Annotated in this window: 16 protein-coding genes; 1 reads left to right on the top strand and 15 read right to left on the bottom strand. The window is 57.3% G+C overall.

Going from position 1 to position 19,164, the window contains the following annotated elements; all coding sequences use genetic code 11:
* Positions 1–242 precede the first annotated feature (242 nt).
* On the top strand, positions 243–2,102 hold the full coding sequence (locus E1958_RS09025) for a phosphoenolpyruvate carboxykinase (GTP) (protein ID WP_133511598.1): 1,860 nt from the start codon (positions 243–245) through the stop codon (positions 2,100–2,102).
* 164 nt (positions 2,103–2,266) lie between these two features.
* On the opposite strand, the gene E1958_RS20845 is transcribed toward E1958_RS09025, so the two are convergent.
* The 15 genes from E1958_RS20845 to mpl all read right to left on the bottom strand — a co-directional run bounded on the left by E1958_RS20845 (position 2,267) and on the right by mpl (position 18,938).
* On the bottom strand, positions 2,267–2,449 hold the full coding sequence (locus E1958_RS20845; protein WP_165741531.1) for a hypothetical protein: 183 nt from the start codon (positions 2,447–2,449) through the stop codon (positions 2,267–2,269).
* Positions 2,450–2,812: 363 nt separating this feature from the next.
* Positions 2,813–4,165 carry a c-type cytochrome biogenesis protein CcmI gene (ccmI, locus tag E1958_RS09020; protein ID WP_133511597.1) on the bottom strand — a complete coding sequence of 451 codons (1,353 nt, stop codon included), beginning with the start codon at positions 4,163–4,165 and terminating at the stop codon, positions 2,813–2,815.
* A 499-nt stretch (positions 4,166–4,664) separates the two neighbouring features.
* Complete coding sequence (locus tag E1958_RS09010) at positions 4,665–5,321, bottom strand: cytochrome c-type biogenesis protein (RefSeq protein ID WP_133511595.1); 657 nt, start codon at positions 5,319–5,321, stop codon at positions 4,665–4,667.
* Positions 5,322–5,324: 3 nt separating this feature from the next.
* On the bottom strand, positions 5,325–5,867 hold the full coding sequence (locus tag E1958_RS09005) for a DsbE family thiol:disulfide interchange protein (protein WP_133511594.1): 543 nt from the start codon (positions 5,865–5,867) through the stop codon (positions 5,325–5,327).
* A gap of 251 nt (positions 5,868–6,118) precedes the next feature.
* The gene (locus tag E1958_RS09000; RefSeq protein WP_133511593.1) at positions 6,119–6,724 is read right to left on the bottom strand and encodes a hypothetical protein; all 606 of its coding nucleotides are present in this window, start codon (positions 6,722–6,724) and stop codon (positions 6,119–6,121) included.
* 168 nt (positions 6,725–6,892) lie between these two features.
* Positions 6,893–7,747 carry a peptidoglycan recognition protein family protein gene (locus E1958_RS08995; RefSeq protein ID WP_207787558.1) on the bottom strand — a complete coding sequence of 285 codons (855 nt, stop codon included), beginning with the start codon at positions 7,745–7,747 and terminating at the stop codon, positions 6,893–6,895.
* 24 nt (positions 7,748–7,771) lie between these two features.
* A complete protein-coding gene (locus E1958_RS08990) occupies positions 7,772–9,736 on the bottom strand; it encodes a heme lyase CcmF/NrfE family subunit (protein WP_133511592.1) in 1,965 nt (654 codons plus the stop codon).
* Positions 9,733–10,188, bottom strand: a complete 456-nt coding sequence (gene ccmE / locus E1958_RS08985) for a cytochrome c maturation protein CcmE (RefSeq protein ID WP_133511591.1) — start codon at positions 10,186–10,188, stop codon at positions 9,733–9,735. Before ccmE ends, E1958_RS08990 begins: the two co-directional genes overlap by 4 nt.
* Before the next feature lie 19 nt (positions 10,189–10,207).
* Positions 10,208–10,405 (bottom strand): heme exporter protein CcmD, encoded by a 198-nt coding sequence (gene ccmD / locus E1958_RS08980; RefSeq protein ID WP_133511590.1) that lies wholly within the window; start codon positions 10,403–10,405, stop codon positions 10,208–10,210.
* Between the two features lie 168 nt (positions 10,406–10,573).
* Positions 10,574–11,542, bottom strand: coding sequence for a hypothetical protein (locus E1958_RS08975; RefSeq protein ID WP_207787557.1), 969 nt, complete (start codon positions 11,540–11,542; stop codon positions 10,574–10,576).
* A 12-nt stretch (positions 11,543–11,554) separates the two neighbouring features.
* Complete coding sequence (locus tag E1958_RS08970; RefSeq protein ID WP_133511589.1) at positions 11,555–13,705, bottom strand: DNA methyltransferase; 2,151 nt, start codon at positions 13,703–13,705, stop codon at positions 11,555–11,557.
* A 433-nt stretch (positions 13,706–14,138) separates the two neighbouring features.
* Entirely contained in the window at positions 14,139–15,932 is a 1,794-nt protein-coding gene (locus E1958_RS08965; RefSeq protein ID WP_133511588.1) for an AAA family ATPase, read from the bottom strand.
* A 181-nt stretch (positions 15,933–16,113) separates the two neighbouring features.
* Positions 16,114–16,863, bottom strand: coding sequence for a cytochrome c biogenesis protein CcsA (gene ccsA / locus E1958_RS08960; RefSeq protein WP_133511587.1), 750 nt, complete (start codon positions 16,861–16,863; stop codon positions 16,114–16,116).
* 84 nt (positions 16,864–16,947) lie between these two features.
* Positions 16,948–17,580, bottom strand: a complete 633-nt coding sequence (locus tag E1958_RS08955) for a flavin prenyltransferase UbiX (protein ID WP_133511586.1) — start codon at positions 17,578–17,580, stop codon at positions 16,948–16,950.
* A complete protein-coding gene (gene mpl, locus E1958_RS08950) occupies positions 17,580–18,938 on the bottom strand; it encodes a UDP-N-acetylmuramate:L-alanyl-gamma-D-glutamyl-meso-diaminopimelate ligase (protein ID WP_133511585.1) in 1,359 nt (452 codons plus the stop codon). Before mpl ends, E1958_RS08955 begins: the two co-directional genes overlap by 1 nt.
* Between the last annotated feature and the right edge of the window lie 226 nt (positions 18,939–19,164).

Here is a 19,164-nt window from a genome sequence, read left to right as displayed (position 1 = left end):
CGCCACAATTGACACCTTCGGGTTCGGAGCGTACAGCGCGACCGGTGGCGGTGCGCCCGCTTGCAAAAGACGTTAACCTAATATCCTGGATTACCACACGCTGTGTGCCTGTTGCGGATTCGGTCCCCGGTTTTTCTTCAGGTTTCAGATGGTCGCCGGCCAACGCCCGGCGATTCTCTGTTCCGATCTTTCCGCGGTTACCGATAAACCACCCCTGGCAAAAATTGGAGGAGAAGCTCGAAATGACAGTTACCCACGACGGTGCGACCCGCACCAACAATAAGAAGCTGCTGGCATGGGTCGATGACATAGCCCGACTCTGCGAGCCGGATCGCATCTACTGGTGCGACGGATCTCAAGAGGAATATGACCGCCTGTGCGGCGAGTTGGTGGAGGCCGGGGTCTTCACCCGCTTGAATCCGGAAAAACGGCCCAACAGCTATCTCGCCCGCTCCCACCCCAGCGACGTGGCGCGGGTCGAGAACCGCACCTTTATCTGCTCGAAGAAGGAAGAGGATGCAGGTCCTACCAACAACTGGATGGACCCCAAAGAGATGCGGGCCATTCTCGACGAGAAGTTCAAGGGCTGCATGCACGGACGGACCATGTACATCATTCCCTTCAGCATGGGCCCGCTGGGCTCCGACATCGCGCACATCGGATTCGAGATCACCGACTCGGCCTACGTGGTGGTCAACCAACGGATCATGACCCGCATGGGACAGCAGGTCTTGGACGTGCTGGGTGACGACGGCGACTTCGTGCCCTGCGTCCATTCGGTCGGCGCCCCTCTGGAAGCGGACGCGAAGGATGTCACCTGGCCCTGCGCCCCGAATATCGACGACAAATACATCACCCACTATCCGGAGACCCGGGAGATCTGGTCCTACGGCAGCGGCTACGGCGGCAACGCCCTGCTCGGTAAGAAGTGCCTAGCCCTGCGCATCGCCTCCGTCATGGCCCGCGACGACGGCTGGCTGGCCGAGCACATGCTGATCCTGGGCATCGAGTCCCCCGAGGGGAAGAAGACCTACGTGGCGGCGGCCTTCCCCAGCGCCTGCGGCAAGACCAACCTCGCCATGCTGATCCCGCCGAAGACCATGGAGGGCTGGAAGGTCACCACCATCGGCGACGACATCGCCTGGATCAAGCCCAAAGAGGACGGCAAGTTCTACGCCATCAACCCCGAGTACGGCTTCTTCGGTGTGGCACCGGGCACTAACTACAAGTCCAATCCCAATGCCATGGAGTCGCTGAAGGAGAACTGCATCTTCACCAACTGCGCCCTCACCGACGACGGCGATATCTGGTGGGAGGGGATGACCGATGAGCCGCCGGCGCACGCGATCGACTGGAAGGGTAATGACTGGAACCCTGGTACGGGCACCCCGTCCGCCCACCCCAACTCCCGCTTCACTGCACCGGCCTCCCAGTGCCCCTCCATCGACCCGGACTGGGAGAATCCCGCCGGCGTACCCATCAGCGCCTTCATCTTCGGCGGGCGGGTGAGCCACAACTTCCCGCTGGTCTATCAGGGCTACAACTGGGAGCACGGGGTCTACATGGCCGCCACCATGGGCTCCGAGGCCACCGCCGCCGCCATCGGCCAGGAGGCCATGCGCCGCGATCCTATGGCGATGCTGCCCTTCATCGGCTACAACATGGCCGAGTACTGGAAGCACTGGCTGAAGATCGGGCGCTCGCGCGTGGCCACGCCGCCGCGGATCTTCCGCGTCAACTGGTTCCGCAAGGACGATAAAGGCAAGTTCATCTGGCCCGGCTTCGGCGAGAACATGCGGGCGCTGCAGTGGATCGTCGAGCGTTGTACGATTGGAGCCGAGGCGATCGAGAGCCCCATGGGCTGGGTACCGCCCTATGAGGCCCTGGACTGGAAGGGACTGGATTTCGGCAAGAAATCCTACTTCGCCATCATGAACATCGACCGCGAGGTGGCGCGCAAGGAAGCCAACGACCAGGAAGAGCTCTTTACCCGCTTCGGCGATCACCTACCGCGGGAGATGGAGATCGAGCGCGAGATGCTGCTTCAGCGTCTCTACCACTCACCGAAAGTCTGGGACCTTTCGGCGGCCGAGGCGAATTGAGGACCGACAAAAATCCCCCGCCATCGGCGGGGGGCATTGCTCCCACGCCGCCCTGAGCGGTTGATCGGGGAGCGACTGATTGATCGGGGCCGCAGCTGCGGCCCCGATTTTTTAGCAATCCTGAAGTGGAGCTGGAGCAAAACCTAATCCCACAGACAAGCCAATCAGCTAGGCCCCTTCCGGGAGGCCGGATGCTCAAAGTCCGGATGCTTATAGAGGGGAATGCGTCGCGGTTCATGGTCACTCTCCTCGACATAGCGGAGGCGCGACCAAGCGGCAATCGCCACAACGAGTGCCAAAATCAGTAGGACGATAATGTGATTGATAGTGCGATTGCGGGTAATCATTTGATCTCATTCTCACAAAAACTACCGCGCCGACCAGCTCCGGTCGGTCGGCATACAGCTTGACCTTTCTATCCCAGTAGGCCCAATAAGAGCGGAGCTGTCACAGACTACCATAGCTATCATAAATTACCATATAAATGTTTGCTAATACTCCTTGACCTGGATAGAAGACAGGGCCACCGAATAATACCCACGTTAGCGGAAGAGAAAACGACGAAGCGCGCGAAAAAGATCCCTCCCTTCGGTTCGGGATGACAATTTCGCGCGGATTCGCGTGATTCGTCGTTTCACCTCTTGTTTGTCGACCGGTAACGCTTAACTTAATGGCATTGAGCTGGGTCTTACCCGAGCATGGTACAGCTTTCAATGTCTCACCCGATCGATCAGGATCTTCACGATACCGATCTGGCCTGGTTTGACCATGCTCACTTCAGCTTCCAGGTCGCCGCTTTGGGGGGTGGCTTGGCCGCTCTTGGAGATGCGGGCGCCGATGGTCACTTGACCGAATTCGGATAGCTTCATGGTGGGGATCACCGTCATGGCGTCGGTGAGGGTGATAGTCAAGGGTAGATCCCGGACGTGTCCGCGGTGGACCGCAAGCGGCATGGGGGGGCCTGCGGCCGCTTTGGCGTAGATGAAGAGGCTGTCGTTCATATTCGCCTGGGGCCAGAGAGATTCCGCCAGGGATACTTCTACCCTTACCCCAGCGGTAGCTGCCGCGGGCTGGGGGCCGGCCGGCCGTTCCGGCTTGGCGGCGTCAGCGGTGTTGGGTGGGGTCCCTTGCGCGGTGTCCCCGGTCTCGGTTCCAGCCGGTACTTGCTCCGGCGCTTGCTCCGGCTCCGGCTCCGGCCTTGGGCGGCTGCGGGCCTGGGTGATGTAGCGCGTGAGCTCCGCCGCTTCCGTGCTCTCCGGGTCGAAAGTCGCCAGCAGCGCCTCCCATTGCTCCACGGCTTGGTCATAGCGGGCGGCTTGGAAGGAGACCAGGCCCTCGAGCCAACGGGCGCCGGTGTGTTCCGGGTCGATCTTCAGGGCGGCTTGGATCAGCTCGGCCGGGCGGCCCGCCAGGGCACTGCCGTGGTTGGCGGCAATCGCCTCGGCATAGGCCACCAGGACGTCCGGGTTGTCCGGTGCCAGGTCGTAGGCCCGCTCCAGGGCCTGGAGGGCGCGCTGCGGCTGGCCCATGACGAAGTAGGTACGGCCCAGCATCATCCAGCCTTCCAGGTTGTCCGGGTGCCGTTCCAGCTTGTCCCCCAGGCGCTGTACCATCACCTCCAGGGGTGGTATCTCGCCTTGGGGCCCCGGATGTGCCGCCGGCGCCTGGGGCCCCGCGGTGGCTGCCGCCAAGCGGGGGATGAGCTCGCTGTTCCCCAGGTACAGATACAGGGAGACTGCCACCGTGGGCAGGAGGACCGCAAGCAATACGACGGTCCAGCGTCCATCGCCGGCCTCAGCGGCAGGCTCGGTAGGGGTGCCCTCGAGGTCATGGAGCAGCTCCCGCTCCAGGTCTTGGCGGGCGGTCTGGTATTGCTGCCGATCCAGCGCGCCGGCGGCTAGATCCGCATCCAGCTCTTGCAGCTGCCGGTGGAAGAGGGTCAAGGCGAACTCGTCTCGATCCGGGTCATCCCTGCTGCGGTCGCGCCGCGAGAGCAGAGGCGGCACGACGAACAGGAGCGCCAGGCCGATGAGTGCGGCGGCCGAGAGCCAGAAGATAGTCACTTGGGGGGTCCTGGTAGCGGTAAATTTTCAAGTGGTTAGCGTAGAGCGGTTCATCGACCACGCCCCGTTTCTTTTTTGATCCCTTCTCCCTGGCCTTCTCCCGGCGGGAGGGTGTCGTAAAAGGTGGCGCCCAACGCGGTCATTCTCGTTCCCACGCGCTGCGTGGGAACCTGGTTGCTCCGCGCCGCGGAGAGCATCGGGCCGGTGTCCACCATTCGTATACACGGGAGCCAAACCTGCCGGCTGTCCGGCGTTATCCGGCAGCTGGTCATTGGATCCGTAAGCCGTCTGAAAGACGGTGGTCCCAGCCGGTCCGGGACCGCCGACATTTTGTCGGCCCCTGGGATCGCCGATATCTTGTCGGCCCCTGGGATCGCCGATATCTTGTCGGCCCCTGGGATCGCCGACATTCTGTCGGCTCCCGGGACTACCGATATTTCGTTGGCCCTTCCGGCTATCGGGGAGGACCTGAATGCCGAGTTGCCGGTCCAAATGGTCATCAGTCATGCCTATTTTTCTCGTTCCCATGCGCTGCCTGGGAACCAGAGACCGGGAGCGGGGCTTTTGCGACACCCTCCCGGTGGGAGCGGGGCTTTTGCGACACCCTCGGCGGGAGAGGGGGCGAAGCAGCCAGCCCCGGAGCGTTTCTTCCTGAACCATTATCGAGATCCCGATCCGATCCGTCTTGATCCGGTCCGGGGGTGGTGAGCAGCTCCCGCAGCTGCTCCCGCTCCGGTGCGGAGAGGGCGTGATCCGGGTCCTGCCGCTTGCGCAGGAGGGTGCGGACCAGTAACCAGGCGCCCACCGCGATGAGTAGAAAGGGGCCGAACCAGAGCAGGTAGGTGGAGGGCTTCAACGGCGGGTCGTAGAGGACGTGATCGGTATAACGGTCCACCAGGTAGCCCTTGATCCGGGCCTCGTCCTTGCCCTCCTGTACCAGCCGATAGACCTCTTCGCGCATGATCTGCGCCACGTCCGCCTGAGAGGCCGCGAGGGTCTCGTTCTGACAGACCACGCACCGCAACTCCGTAAGCAGGGCGCGGAAGTCGGCGGCCTGTTCCGGGGTGTCGAAGGTGAACTGTTCGAGGGTGTAGCCGCCCGCTATGTAGGGTATCAAGGCCCCAAGCAGGGCGAGCAGAGGCAGGGTAGGGCGCATATGCTAAGGCTCGGATTTCAGGGTTGCGTAGATGGGGCGCAGTCGATCCTTCCAAATATCGGGGGTGATCGGCCCTGTGTGCTTGTAGCGAATGGTGCCCTTGCGGTCGATGAAGAAGGTTTCGGGGGCGCCGACCACACCCCAGTTGACGATAAGGGGATCCGTGTCTCCCACCATGGCAGTCAGGGCATAGGGATTGCCGTGGCTGCGCAGGTAGTCGATGGCCCGGGTGCGCTCGTCCCGCCAGTTGAAACCGACGATCTTGATGCCTTCGCGCCCGGCCAGTCGCAGCAGCTGCGGGTGCTCTTGGCGGCAGCTTACACACCAGGTGCCCCAGACGTTGACCAGGGTGATATCACCGCGCAGGGCCTCCTGGGTGACTAACCGGGTGGGATCGAGGAGGCTGGGACGCGAGAACTCCGGCGTGGGCTTGTCGATCATGGTGGAGGGGATGGCACTGGGGTCGCGCATCAGGCCATTGAAGAGCAATGCCGCCAAGGCGACGAATATCCCCAGGGGTAGCAAGGCGCTGATGAATTTACCCATCCTCAGACCCTCGTGGTCACCGTACCTGCCACTATCCTACGGGTTGTTTTCTCTCGTTCCCACGCGCCGCGTGGGAACGCGGAAGCTCCGCGCCGCGGAGGGTCTCGGAGACACTATGAGCCATAGCCGCTACCGTCTTGTCGAACCGCAAGCGCCGCACTCTCTCGTTCCCACGTAGCGTGTGAGAGCGAGAAAAACTTTTGGGAATGAAGAGGCAAAGTGGACTTGCATCGGAACAGAGTATCTACGAGCTAAATCGTGCTCTCACCATGCGCAAGGCCGATCAAGTACCATACGCCATGAAATTTAGAAAAGATTAGAATCAGATCCTTGAAATCCTTGAAGGCTGTTTCTGCAGTGCCTTCGAAATGATAATGTACAAAGCTCGAATCGGGATAGGCGTGGTAGATTGCCCTAAAGTCGGGGTTTTTTCGCAAGGTATTAGGATTCAAGAAGGACTTCCCTGCCTGCGTGTCAAAAGCTATGTCGTAAACAAACTGCGCAAAGTAGTCCTTCGGTGTCAATCTGATGGGAGAACCTATTCCATCGTAATAGCCCCAGAAATATCTCGTGTCGTCTGTTCCGAAATCGGCGACTTTGCCTTTCTGAAATTTGGTTATGAATAATTCCGATAGATTTCTACTGTACGGCGAGAATCCAAGACCACTGGCTTCATGAACATGCTCGCTTAATGAAACAAAGTCTGCGGATTTGACCGCCTTTAAGATGACATCCGCTTTTGTCATCAGCAGCGCTTGCGCTGATTCGTCCAAGTTGTCCGAAAGTGCTTGCGCACATAACAACCAGGATAGACCGAATATCAACAAGGTCGCCTTTAAGAACAGGGTTCTTTTCATATGTATACGCTCATTTAGTTGGTTCAGAAGAAACGAAGGTTTGGAGACCGACATGTCGTTTCACGGGATGCTGTTGTAAAATCCACTCTTGGAGGCTTGACGACAGTATCCCCCTCGCCGATGCCCTGAACCAAAATATCGGCCTTTGCTTAACTGAACAGCACTGAGTTATCGGGTAGTACGAGAAATGAAATAATCGTATGAAAAGAGTGTAGGGGAGACAATTGGTGGGTGTGATAATTCACTGACTTCCTTTTTGAACCAATCCCAAGTTTGCGTCTGCCTTTCACGATGCTGACTAGCGATCAATATCCTAGGACAAATCTTTCTGCTCCAATCATAGTGACGTCTTAGTTTGGAAACATCCCATTTATGATCTCTCAGGATCTTGGCCGTGAGGGAAATAGCATTTTTCAGGGTTTTCGTTCTGTTCCCAGACTCGCAGATTTCCAAGGCTATTGATTCAGTATTCCCGGTCCCTCCCCTTCCATCCCCTGCATGCCAGGCAATTTCGTTGAGCGGGATACACTCGATTGCCTCCTTCTGGTCTACAACAATATGATAGCTGGCGGTTCTGTTGTTTTCACTATTGGTTAACCAGGCTCGTTCATTTTTCGCTGTTGAGTTCTTGTTAGCTGTAGAATGGATGGTGAGGTAGCGTGGGGTCATGCCCCTACCCGGCCGCCTGTCGTTTGGCACAGTCTTCGGAATATGGTCCTTAGTGTAAGGTACGATATGTATTTTACTCCTATGCTGTGTTTTCATACGCAGGTAATCGTGATAGCGATTGGCGAGGAAACTTCTGATGAATAAATCTGCATACCTATTCAATGTTTTGGCCGTTCTTAATATCTCCTGTAACTCATTGAATTCCCAATAAGTAATGCCGTTACCGTCGAAGATACTGGCAACGATCATTTTTACCTCTTGGTAGCTCAATCTCCCACCACGGAGTGCTTTGATTAGAGCTCTTTTTACGGAAAGGTCTCGAGCAAGAGCGACGAATCTGTAGTTTTTTGCCATCTTAATGTCTCCTCAAATTTGCGTTCATTTGCGGATAAATCTTCTGTAACGGCGATCCGTGATCGCGAGCAGTCCACCTAGGGCCATGCATAGGCCGCCGAGCCAGATCCAGCGCACGGCGGGTTTGTAGTAGATGCGCAGGGCCCAGTCGCCATCCCTCCCACTCTCACCTAGGGGTTCGCCGAGGGAGACATAAAGATCGCGTGTGAATCCCCAGTCGATTGCGGCCTCGGTCATGGGCTTGGGGCTGGTGAAGTAGGTGCGCTTTTCGGGCTCCAACACCGCGATCTGCCGGTCCCCTTGGAAGACCAGGAAGCGGCCTCGGACGGCCCGATAGTTGGGGCCGGGTACTGTGGTCACGCCTTCGAACCGGAAGCGGTAGCCGGCGGTCTCATGGACGTCACCGGGGGACATGCGAATGTCCTGTTCGCTGCCGAAGTTGGAGACCATGGTGACACCGAAGATGAACATAGCGACGCCCAGATGGGCCAGGAGCATGCCGTAATAGCCACGTCCGCCGCCCTTCAGGTCCGCGGCCACGGCCGCGATGTCCCGTCGGCGACGCAGGCGGTCCCGCAGCCCCGCCAGGTGGGCGAGGAGCACCCAGGCCACCAGCCCCAGGCCCAGGGCGACCAACAGGGAGCCGCCCGTGGTTTTGGGTGGGAACAGGCTGGCCACACCGGCGGTGGCGAGGGAGACTAGGGCGGCGATCCCGAGCCCCTTGACCAAGCGGCCGGCCTGATCCCGTTTCCAGCGGGTCATGGGGCCGATGCCCAGGGCCAGGGCCAGGAAGGGCATGAGGGCCAGGAACATCCGGTTGAACCAGGGGAAGCCCACGGAGATCTTGCCCCAGCCCATGGCCTCGTAGATCAGAGGGGCCAGGGTGCCGAACAGGACCAGGGCGGCGAAGGCCGTCAACAGCAGGTTGTTGACCAGGAGAAAGGTCTCCCGGGACAAGGGGTCGAAGCGCCCGCCGCCGGAGACTTCCGGCGTGCGCCAGGCGTAAAGGGCCAGGGAACCGCCGACCACGAGGCACAGGAACACCAGGATGAAGGTGCCGCGAGCAGGGTCCGTGGCGAAGGCGTGCACCGAAGTCAGCACCCCGGAGCGCACCAGGAAGGTGCCGAGCAGGCTCAGGGAGAAGGCGCACAGGGCCAAGAGCAGGGTCCAGCGCTTGAATGCCGCCCGCTTCTCGGTGACCGCCAGGGAGTGGATCAGGGCCGTGCCCACCAGCCAGGGCATGAGGGAGGCGTTTTCCACCGGGTCCCAGAACCACCAGCCGCCCCAACCCAGCTCATAATAGGCCCACCAGCTGCCCAGGGCGATCCCGAGGGTCAGGAAGACCCAGGCCACAGTGGTCCAAGGCCGGGACCAGCGCGCCCAGGTCGCGTCCAGCTTACCGCCCAGGAGCGCGGCGATGGCGAAGGCGAAGGCCACCGAGAAGCCCACATAGCCCATGTAGAGCATGGGCGGGTGGATGGCCAGCCCCGGGTCCTGGAGCAGGGGATTGAGGTCCCGTCCCTCCGGCGGCACCGGGAACAGGCGCGTGAAGGGGTTGGAGGTCAGCAGCATGAAGAGCAGGAAGCCGATGCCGATCAGGCCCAGCACCGAGAGCACCCGCGCTGCTACTTGGGGGGGCAGGTTGCGCCCGGAGGCCGCCACCGCCGCGCCCCAGCCGCCGAGCAGGAGGGCCCACAGCAGGAGCGAGCCCTCGTGGGCGCCCCACACGGCCGAGACCTTGTAAACGGCGGGCATGAGGCGATTGGAGTTGCGGGCCACGTAGAGGACCGAGAAGTCGTCACTCAGGAATGCCCACAGCAGACAGGCGAAGGCTAGGCTTAAGAAGGCGAGCTGACCCCAGGCCAGGGGCCGCGCCATAGCCATCCAGGACCGGCGGTGGGTGAAGGAGCCCGCGAGGGGAAGTATGGCCTGGATGATAGCCAGGGCCAGGGCCAGGATGAGGGCCAGGTGCCCCAGTTCCGGGATCATCGGCCCGCGGCCGTCTCGGTGCCGTCCGCTGCCTGGACGGGCCGCAGGCTGTCGGCCACCTCCGGTGGCATATAGGATTCATCGTGCTTGGCCAGCACCTCCTCGGCGTAGAAGACCCCGTCCTCACCTAGGCGGCCTTTGGCCACCACGCCCTGGCCTTCGCCGAACAGGTCCGGCAGGATCCCGGTGTAGCTCACCTCTAGGGTTTCGGCATTGTCAGTGACCGCAAAGGTCAGCGTCAGGCCGTCCCCTTGCCGGGCCAGGCTGTCCTTCACCACCAGGCCGCCGAGCCGGAATAGGGCGTTCGTCGGGGCCTCCCCGGCAGCCACCTGGGAGGGGCTGAAGAAATAGGAGAGATTGCTGCGCATGGCGCTGATAGCCAGGGCCGCGGCGATGCCCACGCCCAGGATGGCGAGGGCGACGAAGACGAAGCGCTTGTGTCTGGCCTTCACTGGTTAACCCATCACAAAACTATTCACGTGCAACCGAGATGCCTCCGTTCGCCCGTGCCTTCAGCACCTGTGACCTCAGCAGGCGAGCGAGACGGGCCAGGATGGCACGCCGCCGGCGGCCGAGCTGCACCAGCTCCAGGACCAGCAGGAGCAGGGCCATACCGTAGGCACTCCATACGTAGAAGGCGTAACCGCCTTGGGCGAAGAAGGTGTCCATTGTACCCCTCATGCAGGTTGTTATTTCGATTGCAGGGAGAAATTCCAGGGCAACCGATTTGTGGTTTTCTTGTTATGCGTTCTAACGTTAAGAATTTGGTAAAATACCTCTTTTTCAAGGCGCCCTGCATGCGATTGTTAGAGAGCAATTTTCCAGGGCTTGTTTAACTCAGCTATTTTCATGAAGTGCCTCAAGAAATAACTGTGCACGATGTTCATCACTTACCCCTTCCCATGTTGCTTCAAATATCTCAAAGGCTTTTCGGCTAATCTGAATTGGCTGTGCGAGTTCTTCACTAGCATCTATGGAAGCCTCTTCCAAAGAGGTTAGTTTCGCCGCCTTGATAATTGCGCTACTGATATTCTCTTTTTCGAGACTTCCCAGTTCACGTTGTATAGCTTTTGCTGTTGTTGAAGACACCCATATCTGTACAGTGTCGTAGTCAATTGGTTCACTTTGGACTCTAAAATAGTAGAGATTACTATCTGATGGAGCTGGCACGTCAAAATAGGGTTGGATTTTGATTCCCGCACTCGTTGTTACAGAGAACCTTTTTTTGTTTGTATCCTTCTCATATATTCTCGCGCCTTTGGACAGTGTCTCATTCCACTCAGAAAAATATCGATCCGCTTGAGGTGCTTTCAAACGCTCCTCAAAATAAAGAAACTCAGTCAAAGAGTCTTCCCATAAGAGCCAGCCAATGCGCATATTTGGCTCAATCCCTCCAGAAGTTTCTCTGACTTTCTCTGTTCGCATATCTATCAGTTCGGAATATTGTTTGAAGACATCCTGCATAACCACGTCTGCGGGAAGGCTAGTATCGTCTATCCTGATAGATCTCGTTGCGGCGGGGTGCATCATCGTAGTACCACATACAGATTTGATCGGCCGCCCCCTCAACCCAGGTACCCGTAGCAGCTTTTGTTCAACTCCTAGCCCTTTATGATTGACATCTATGTTCAAATTGCTCCACCCGCTATGCGGAATACCTTTCGCCGCGCAATAAACCTTATTCCAGTCATCTTCCTCAAGCTTACGTCCCATCATATGGGCAACTTGAGTAGCAAGAAGAATCTTCGTCCTACTGTATTCTTCTTCAGAAAATACGGCTAACGTTGCGCTACTACTTTCAGACATTTTCTACAGTTCCTAGATCGCTTTTTCGATACTTTCATGAACCAGCTTTCGAAAAGTCGCAAAATCGACGAGATTCTGTTCCCTAGGCAAGGCAGAAGCTAACCACTCGCTATATAATCTACGCAAATCAGGCTCATTATCACGCGCCACATGAAGATATTCAGTAACCGGAATATTGCCATTCCGATTATTCACGAAAAGAGAAACCGAGTCTTTGGTCGAAGTTTCTCTACTTATAGTGCCGATACGCTCGTCTAGTTTTAGTTTTCGACAATGCAATACCAAATCACAACCAGCTGTGTTGTCACTAACAAACTGCTTAAATGTACCGTGCTGCTTATCGAATATGTCGAGTCGCTCTGTAACAAAGCCGGCATTTCTAACGGCGACCTTCAAAGCATTCCATACTTTTTCGGACGAATTCATGAACACGAGCAGCATCCAATGACCATGCCTTAGAACTCGATAGCATTCAGCAAGACTCTGTTCCATCAACCTCCCGTATTCTTCAATTTGCTTCCCCTGCACTTTATTTACAATTGCCTCGTTTGTGTTATCTGTGAATTCGCCGAGCCATGCTTCCCAAAGTATATTCATCTCGGAATAATTGATATTGGCTCCGAACGGCGGATCAGTGAATACAAAATCAATGGACTCGTCCGGGAGATAATACAGATCGGTAGCAGAGTTACAGACAATAGATTTCTTGCCAGTATATTTAATGGCGGTCGTTTCAAGATGGTCAAGTATACTAGCCGCTTTGCGCTCAAACGTCACGAATACATTAGCCTCGTTAAAGATAAACGGAACATTGAAGCGCGCTGTATTTCCACTACCACCCCAGAATCGGAACTCAGACAAGCGTGTTACCCTCTGGTATAGGGAAGTGAATACAAAAGCCAGCACTGATGCTAATCTGGATTCTGCAAGTCTATGAATACCCCTCCAAAGATGGCTCATTGCTGACAAATTACGAGAGGTGTAGAATTTATCGATTGTGGTAAGGCTATGTTTTCTTGGCTGGTTGAGATTTACTCCTTCAGGAAGTATGGTACTAGGATAAAAATCGTTCAGCAGAAAACGGCCCGAGTCCGCTTTTCTTATAACGGCCAGGTCGGATTCAGTAAGTGGATGCTCTACTTGCGTCTTCCCACAACACTTATATCCCAGTATTACGGGCTCAGCTACAGTACGACTCAATAACCGTTTTTTTATGTTTTTTCCACATGAAGGACAGGGAAACTCTTTCAGTATCTTATGTTCACGAACGGTACGACCATACTTTCTACAATGGTCCCACAACAAGAATTCTGTAGAGCACTGAGGGCAAGAAACATGGTATGACCATACGGTGTAGAGTATCTCCGTGTTTCTACCACACTCGCGGCATTGGGTTGTATAAAGCTGTTTTCTAACATCAGATACGACAGATATAACAGCCTTCAATGCCGCTGCGAATTCGTACGGTGAAACCGATTCAGTAAAATTGTGGCTAATAAAGCATGCTGCCGGAGAAAGCTCATTTAAGATGACATCAACTCCGGCAGTTCGGGCAGCAACTCCTGTCATACCACTTCCCCCAAAAGGATCTAGCACTACACCGCCCTCGGGAAGATAGTGTTCTATAAATTCAACGATCCCTTGAGGTGGAACCTTCGTGTGGTATGTATGGGCATCGTATGTGTATGTGTTTTTCCCAGCTGATACTTCTAGCCTTTGGGCATCAGGCACAGTCTTGGCCGGTTCCCGGTGAGCATTCAATATGTCCTGAAGGAACTCTTGAGAATTTGATATAAAACGACCGTTCTTAATAAGGGATAGTATCGACGCAGTTGGGGCCTCTAGAAGCTCAACTGCTTCTTCATCAGTGAACAAATCTGCCTGGTCTGATTTCAGAGCCTGTCTGGTTGCACCCATTGACGCAAATGTTCCATTTTGCAGTACTATGGGTTCCTTTCGAAGTATTTCTCCTTTTTTTACTTTCTCAAAGAGCTCAGTTATTTTCCCCTGTTGTTTTGACGATGGGGATGTGGAGCTTCGTCCCCACTGTTCCACAGCGACTAGTGAAGTGCCGATAAATTGAGCCAAATCAGACTTAGAAATGCGGGAGCACTCTCGAATTTCTTGAAGTTGATCGGCAATTGGTATAAGACTTTTATTCATATAGATACTGATGCTATTCGATTGGTGGTTTTTATGCTCTCTAACAGATGAAATGGACTGACATCGGTTTTTCCGACACTATAGGACCTTAGAAAAATAGGTGTTTTTACCAATCGAGAGACTCTAACCCATTGATTATTCAGACATGCCGTTGACGAAAACTGTATTTTTCAAGGTACCCTATATTGACATCAGTCTAACCCAATATCTGGACGAATAGAACGCCCGGATATTGCCTCTCTTCTCCAGATCCGATCCAACACGATTCAGCCTATCGCTGCGGGGCGCATCGCTCTCCCGGCGGGGATCACTATCTGGGCATCTTGAAAAAAAGGTGTTTTCACCAATCGGGCGACCCTAAGCCTTTGATTATTCAAGCGTGCCGCTGACGAAAGTCGTATTTTTCAAAGTGCCCTGATTTTGTTGGACGAAGTCAACTGGTTTGATTCGCCAGCGAAAACACCAATCGCTCGAATCCCACCGCTACTACGCTGAAGCTGTGCAGGCGTGGCAAGTCGCCGAATTTGGCCTTCAACTTGGCCTGATAGCGCGCTAAACCCGCTTCGGCCTCGCGCTGTTTGTTTTGCACGGCGGGCAGCGCCCGTAAGGCATCGCGATCCATTGTTTTGAGGGTTTTACCATCGAGTCCGGCCTCTTTCAGCGACACGAATTTAAACTCGATGAGGATATCCAGTATCCGGTACTGACGCCTGTCCGGGCGCACGATCATGGTCAGATCCGCATGACCGCGTTCGATTTCCGCCTCCGATTCCATGATGTACAGGGTGTCATTGAAGAGCAGGGTCAGAAACGCGGTCTTGACGGTCAACTCATTGCTCCAGGCGTAATCGCGGTTGCTGAACACCTTGAAATATTTTTGTTCCACGAAATCACACAAAGGTTGCAGATCACCGCGCTGGTACAGGGCCTCGGCGGCCCGACGCACTAGGTCTCCATCCCTTCCTTCCGGCAGGAGCATTTCCTGAATTTGTTCCGCATAGAGCTTGCGGATGACCAGGTTGGGGATGCGCAGGATAAGCTCGCCGAAGGGTGTCACACCGCCCAGGGTCAGGATGCCGAAATAGTACAGGAGGGATGCCACAAAGCCGGTATCCTTGGGGGTGTAGAGTATGTCCTCCACACCAAAGCGATCGGCCAGCTCGAAAATCGTTACGGATGCTGTTTCCGCCAGGGCATCGAAGATGAGCTGCCGGCCCTCGGGCAAGCGGGAGATATAGTGCATCTTGCCCCGATCCATGGCCAGATTGCTATCCAGAATTCTGTCCGGATAGCGGCAGTCACGCTGGAAAATCTTCAGGAAATAGAGCGCGAGGGTTGGATTGTAGACCTGTTCTTCGGTACGACGACTGAAGCGATAGCCGTTATAGAAGGTGCGCATCATGGAAAGCGCTTCATCTACCTTGGACTGGGGCAAGTCGCATTCCCCGGCAATCTCCGATAGGACCCTAGCGATCTCTGCTTCCTGGAAGCCGCACAGCGCGTTGAATTGCGGAAGTAGATAGATATTTTCCGCCACATTGTAGGCGCTGGTGAGATCACTCATAGCAACCGGCGACACACCGGTGATGAATACCTTCCCCAACCCCCGCCCACCGGCAGCGGCCTTGATGGTCTTGAACAGGGCCTTCATGCAGCCCTCGCCGGACAATAGGGCCTGATAACGGCTTTCCTCCGCGCTGCGATGACCCATCATCAATTCATTGGCGAAGTTGTCGTATTCGTCGATAAGGAGATACAGGGGATGACCAGTTTGTTGTATAGCATCCAGCAAAGAACGGAAGGAAGAAAGGGCGTCCCGGTCATCGATCCGAATGGGATCGGGCAGTATCTCTTTATAGTGCCTTGAAAAAGCGCCAATCCGATCATTCAGGTAGACATAGAGATTACGCTTGATCTCTTCACCATCGCCCAATGGGCTGACCTCGGAGAAGTCCCATTTCAGTACGAAGTACCGGTTATGCCCGGCGGTGGGATTTTTGCCGATGGCAAGTCCCCCGAACAGCTGCTCGAACCGATCCGCCTGGTTGAGATCGTAGTAGTTCTCCAGCATGGACAACAGCAGACTCTTACCGAACCGGCGCGGGCGCAGGAAGAGCAGCTGCTTGCCGGCGTCTTCCAACAGCGGAATCCGATCCGTGCGGTCCACGTAATAGTATTTTTCTGTGATAAGCGCGTCGAAATCACTGATGCCATAGGGGAATTTCATGGGCGGCTCCAATCCAATGCCATTAAGTTAAGCCTCAAAGCCCCTCTCCCGGCGGGAGAGGGGTTGGGGAGAGGGCGAACGACAGGGATCAACCAATCACAAACGGCGCCGGTGACGCTTAACTTAATGGCATTGAGCTCCAATCGATCTTAGGCGAAAAATGCGCGCTTTATCACTGCTCTTATCGCTGCTCAGGGGCAACCAGTTCCTTGACCCAGGTGGTATCGGCCTCTCGGATCAGGATGATGTTCCGTACCCGCATGAAAATGGTGACGAAAGAATACATCCATAGACCGAAGGTCATGATAAGCATGGACCACAGGATGTTCGGTTCCATGTTCGCCATGGAGGAGCGCTGATGGAGCGCCGCGCACTTGTTGGGGTCCGGGCAATTGACGGACCAGAAGATGACCGGGACCATCACCAGACCGACGATGGCCAGCAGGGCGGAGGCCCGGTCCGCCCGGCGCGGGTCGTCGATGGCTGAGTGGAGGGCAAGATACCCGATGTAGAGAAAGAAGAGGATCAGCTCCGAGGTCAGGCGCGGGTCCCAATCCCACCAGGTGCCCCAGCTCGGATGGCCCCAGAGGGCGCCGGTCCAGAGGGCCAGGAAGGTGAAGAGCGCGCCGGTAGGCGCGGCGGCACGGGCCAGCATGAAGCTGAGCCGGGTGTTGAAGACCAACCCGACGGCCGAATAGACCGCCATTACCAGGTAGAGCCACATGGACATCCAAGCGGCGGGGACATGGATGAAGATGATGCGGTAGTACTCCTTTTGGGGGTTGGTGCCGCCGAGGCGGTCCGGGGTCTCGAAGAAGCCCCAGTAGAGCCCGATGAGGAGGGTCGCCGCGGCCAGCGCGGCGAACCAGGGAGTCAGTCTGCCGGCCAAGGGGTAAAAGGTGGCCGGAGAGAAAAATCTGAATAGCTTCATCTTTTTTGAACCGCAAAGGCGCAAAGGACGCAAGTGGGAGAATTACACGACCACTGGATGTTAAGCACTACCCGCGAATAATCATCACGCCCCATCTCTTCCCCACCGTGGCGTTAGCCGGTGGGGAATCTCCAAATGATCCAGCACGCGGGCGACCATGAAGTCGACCAGCGCTTCGACTGTCTGCGGACCGAAGTAGAAACCGGGGTTGGCCGGCATAATCAGGGCCCCTGCCCTGGACAGACGCAGCATGTTCTCCAGGTGAATGGTCGAAAATGGGGTCTCGCGTACCACCAGGATTAGCTTGCGGTGCTCCTTCAGGGTCACGTCCGCGGCGCGGTCGATGAGCTCCCGGCATATACCGGAGGCGATGGTCGCCAGGGTACCGGTCGTGCAGGGGCAGACCACCATGGCATCCGGCGGATTGGTGCCGCTGGCTACGGGTGCGGTCCACTGGCGGCGGCCGAAGACCCGGAGCTGGCCGGGACGGGCCGCGAACCGCTCGGCGAGATACCGCTCGGCATCGGCGGGGCGCGCAGGGATCTTGATTCCCGCCTCCAGCTTGAGCACCACCTGTCCGGCCTGGGAGACCATCAGGTAGACACGCGCCCCGGACTCCAGGAGGCATTGGAGCAGGCGCAGGCCGTACTTGCTGCCGGAGGCGCCGGTGATGGCGAGCGCGATGGTCCGGTCCCAGGTTTGCGGTCGGTCCTGCATCAGCCGCGTGCCGCCAGTGCGTCCAGCAGCTGCTGATGAATCCCTCCGAAGCCGCCGTTGCTCATGACCACCAGGTGATCGCCGGGCTTGGCCTCGGCGACGACCTGGTCGACAATGTCATCCACGCGCGTGAAGAGGGTCGCTCGCCGTCCAAGGCCGGCGAACCAGGGTGCCGGGTCCCATCCCAGATCCGCGGGAGCGAACAGGTGTACCAGATCCGCTGCCTCCAGGGAGGCGACCAGCGACGCCTTGTGGACACCCATACGCATGGTATTCGAGCGGGGCTCGAGCACCGCGATAATACGCTCGGTGCCGACCCGCTTGCGTAATCCCTCCAGCGTGGTAGCGATGGCGGTCGGATGGTGGGCAAAATCGTCGTAGACCCGCACGCCTCCGGGCTCGCCCCGCAGCTCCATGCGTCGCTTGACGCCCTCGAAGCGGCCCAGGGCGGCGATGGACTGTTGCGGCGGCACACCCGCGTGCCTTGTGGCGGCCAGGACGACCAACGCGTTGAGCATATTGTGGCGCCCGGTCTGATCCCAATCCAGGGTGCCGACCGGCTCGCCCTGCAGCAGCACCCGCAACCGAGAGCCGTCCGGGCGCTCCGGCTGGGCCCACCAGTCACCGCCGTCCCCAACCGTCTCCCTGGGGGTCCAGCAACCCAGCTCCAGCACCTGGTCGAGGGCCGGCTCCCCGGTTGGGTGGACGATGAGTCCGGTGCCGGGCACGGTTCGTACCAGATGGTGAAACTGGCGCTGGATCATCGCCAGGTCGTCGAAGATATCGGCATGGTCGAACTCCAGGTTATTGAGCACCAGGGTCCGCGGGCGATAGTGGACGAACTTGGAACGCTTGTCGAAGAAGGCGGTATCGTACTCGTCCGCCTCGACCACGAAGAAGGGCGACGACCCCAGCCGGGCGGAGAGACCGAAGTTTTTGGGAACGCCGCCGATGAGGAAACCCGGGTCCAGCCCGGCGTCCGCCAGCACCCAGGCCAGCATGCCCGAGGCACTGGTCTTGCCGTGAGTACCGGCCACGGCCAGTACCCAACGCTCCCCGAGCAGGTTCTCTCGCAGCCACTCGGGTCCGGATGTGTAGGGCAACCCTTGGTCCAACATGTGCTCGACCACCGGCATGCCACGCCGCATGGCATTGCCGACGACGACGCTATCGGGTGCCGGCCGCAGCTGAGACGCCTCAAAGCCCTCCGTCAGGCCGATCCCCGCCTGCTCAAGCTGGGTACTCATGGGTGGATAGACATTGGCGTCCGACCCCGTGACCCTGTGTCCCAGGGCGCGGGCCAACAGGGCGACACCGCCCATGAAGGTACCGCAGATGCCGAGGATATGAAGATGCATCGCAAGCTCCAGACGGAAAATTCGTCCACAAATGAACGCGAATCGACGCCAATCGATCGCAAAAGGTCACATTCTCGTTGTTTGTCTGCAGATTATGCAGATTCTCACAGATTGTTTCGTTTTCAACCTGCGGGAATCCGCATCATCCGTGGATAAGTCGCGGCTACCGGATCATTTTTCCTATACTCAATCTGAACTTCGGCGGCTCCGCTGGTTACCGCCAGTG

Origin of the sequence: Candidatus Thiosymbion oneisti (genome assembly GCF_004359955.1) — a bacterium.
Classification (GTDB): Bacteria; Pseudomonadota; Gammaproteobacteria; order Chromatiales; family Chromatiaceae; genus Thiosymbion; species Thiosymbion oneisti.
The sequence above is the reverse complement of the archived record's forward strand: the minus strand, read 5'-3'. Positions and strand labels throughout refer to the sequence as shown.

Bases quoted from the DNA above. Each gene is read 5' to 3' on its own strand.
- ccmD (WP_133511590.1), bottom strand. From the start codon at position 10,405: ATGGACACCTTCTTCGCCCAAGGCGGTTACGCCTTCTACGTATGGAGT.
- E1958_RS08970 (WP_133511589.1), bottom strand. From the start codon at position 13,705: ATGAATAAAAGTCTTATACCAATTGCCGATCAACTTCAAGAAATTCGA.
- E1958_RS08990 (WP_133511592.1), bottom strand. From the start codon at position 9,736: ATGATCCCGGAACTGGGGCACCTGGCCCTCATCCTGGCCCTGGCCCTG.
- E1958_RS20845 (WP_165741531.1), bottom strand. From the start codon at position 2,449: ATGATTACCCGCAATCGCACTATCAATCACATTATCGTCCTACTGATT.
- E1958_RS08995 (WP_207787558.1), bottom strand. From the start codon at position 7,747: ATGGCAAAAAACTACAGATTCGTCGCTCTTGCTCGAGACCTTTCCGTA.
- E1958_RS08965 (WP_133511588.1), bottom strand. From the start codon at position 15,932: ATGAAATTCCCCTATGGCATCAGTGATTTCGACGCGCTTATCACAGAA.
- E1958_RS09010 (WP_133511595.1), bottom strand. From the start codon at position 5,321: ATGCGCCCTACCCTGCCTCTGCTCGCCCTGCTTGGGGCCTTGATACCC.
- ccsA (WP_133511587.1), bottom strand. From the start codon at position 16,863: ATGAAGCTATTCAGATTTTTCTCTCCGGCCACCTTTTACCCCTTGGCC.
- mpl (WP_133511585.1), bottom strand. From the start codon at position 18,938: ATGCATCTTCATATCCTCGGCATCTGCGGTACCTTCATGGGCGGTGTC.
- E1958_RS09000 (WP_133511593.1), bottom strand. From the start codon at position 6,724: ATGAAAAGAACCCTGTTCTTAAAGGCGACCTTGTTGATATTCGGTCTA.
- E1958_RS08955 (WP_133511586.1), bottom strand. From the start codon at position 17,580: ATGCAGGACCGACCGCAAACCTGGGACCGGACCATCGCGCTCGCCATC.
- E1958_RS09025 (WP_133511598.1), top strand. From the start codon at position 243: ATGACAGTTACCCACGACGGTGCGACCCGCACCAACAATAAGAAGCTG.
- E1958_RS09005 (WP_133511594.1), bottom strand. From the start codon at position 5,867: ATGGGTAAATTCATCAGCGCCTTGCTACCCCTGGGGATATTCGTCGCC.
- E1958_RS08975 (WP_207787557.1), bottom strand. From the start codon at position 11,542: ATGTCTGAAAGTAGTAGCGCAACGTTAGCCGTATTTTCTGAAGAAGAA.